Below are 1640 nucleotides of genomic sequence, written 5' to 3'. Positions count from 1 at the left end.
TTGTATCACCGGGGTTTATGTTGGAGCCTGTGGACTCCCGATGACCATTGTAAACCAACGTAAGGTAGATCCATTCGCCATTTGCCGTACAGAGCCCTGCAGGCTGGTAAATATCGGAGGACCTAAGCTCGTTCCACGGCATTCGCCAGTGCGTGGGCTGCCGCCTCCCCCGAAGCCATGGCTGCATTGAGCGATCCGTTCAACAAATAATCCCCGGCGACAAAGAGATTTTCGAAGTTTTTGCTTTCGGGCCTTTCCAACTCCATTTTCAGATCGGTCCTCCTGGGTAGCGCTTTGTCAATACTATAGTGCTTTAAAAAGGTTTTGGTTTGAATCCCGCAGAGACGTTCCAGCTCTTCACTGACCTTTTGTATCAATTCCGCCTGAGTTAAATTGTGATTTTTAACCACGGTCACCGAGAGGACCGGAAAACCTTCCACCTGCTGTCCAAAAGGATAATAAAGATTATTCACCAGGGCATCGGGGTCTGAAACCAGGGCGATAATACCTTTGTCAAACGTCGGTTTCGCCACACTGAAATAAAGGTTGTCGCACCGCTCCCATGACACTTCAGTTCCCTGGAGCATTCCAGTTTCCGAATCAAAGGGAACAGTAATCAGGGTGGCCCGACTGGCCCGTTCTTCACCTCCGTTCAAGATTACGGACCCCGACTTTATTTGTTGAACCCGTTGACCGTAGTTCAGGGATGTTTTTTGAAGTCTGTCAGCGAGTTGTCTGGAAATCGCACCGATGCCCGCGGCAGGAAGTGCGGCGTACCCCTCACTGAACATTTTAAAGGTAAATTCAAACATACGTGAGGAGGTTTGGAGTTTTTCTTCCAGGAAGATACCCCCGAAAAACGGCTTAAAAAAAGTCCTTATCAACTGGTCGGAAAAACCGTATGCCTTCAGATACTCGAGCGTGGTCTGCTCCGGGGTAGAAAAAATCTCTTCCACCGATTTTTTTTTAAGGCTTCCTGAAAGCCTGAAAATCTTCCATTTATCGGCAAGGGAACCTACTTTGGCTGTAAGCGTAGGCATCAAACTGGATAAGTCCCGTAGCGGATCCCCGATGCGCTCAGGATTGCCCCTGGAAAATATAAGGGCCCCCGGGCGAAAGCGGTGCAAATTTAATTTGTCATAGTCCAGGTGCTTACGGGCCTGGGGATATGCCGTCAGCAGCACCTGGAACCCCCGATCAAACAAGACCCCTCCCTCTGTATCCGTCTGAACGCGTCCTCCGGGGGTGGCAGCGCTTTCCAGAATAATGGGGGCGTAACCCCTATCCTCAAGGGTGCGGGCGGCAACAAGACCGCTGATACCCGCTCCAATAATGTGAATAGGTGCAGTAGATGGTTTCATAGAACTTTTGTGAAATCAATGCCTTGTGGCAGGTTCAAAAATAATCAAAATCAAACGGTACCCCGGTCTTTGAAACACTTCAAAACGGGGATTCATGGGCTGGGTTCTTATTGAAGATCGCAAAATTGGAAAGTCCCCCCTTTTGCCCTAAGGCGGAGGGAGCCAATGCAATCACTCCGGGTCCAGAATCATCACTTCAATTTTCCGGAATTCTGTAGGGTGGCTTTCAGCCTGAATCGCAATATAGCCGGACTTCATGGGCTTTCCCTCTATATATAC

At 49.4% G+C, this 1640-nt stretch carries 1 protein-coding gene; it reads right to left on the bottom strand.

What is annotated here, in order from left to right; all coding sequences use genetic code 11:
- Positions 1-122: 122 nt before the first annotated feature.
- A complete protein-coding gene (locus WBV75_RS08700; RefSeq protein ID WP_424120239.1) occupies positions 123-1361 on the bottom strand; it encodes an FAD-dependent oxidoreductase in 1239 nt (412 codons plus the stop codon).
- Positions 1362-1640: the final 279 nt, after the last annotated feature.

Origin of the sequence: Robiginitalea sp. (assembly GCF_049588695.1) — a bacterium.
Taxonomy (GTDB): Bacteria; Bacteroidota; Bacteroidia; order Flavobacteriales; family Flavobacteriaceae; genus Robiginitalea.
This window is presented reverse-complemented; position numbering and strand designations above follow the sequence as displayed.

Bases quoted from the DNA above. Each gene is read 5' to 3' on its own strand.
- WBV75_RS08700 (WP_424120239.1), bottom strand. From the start codon at position 1,361: ATGAAACCATCTACTGCACCTATTCACATTATTGGAGCGGGTATCAGC.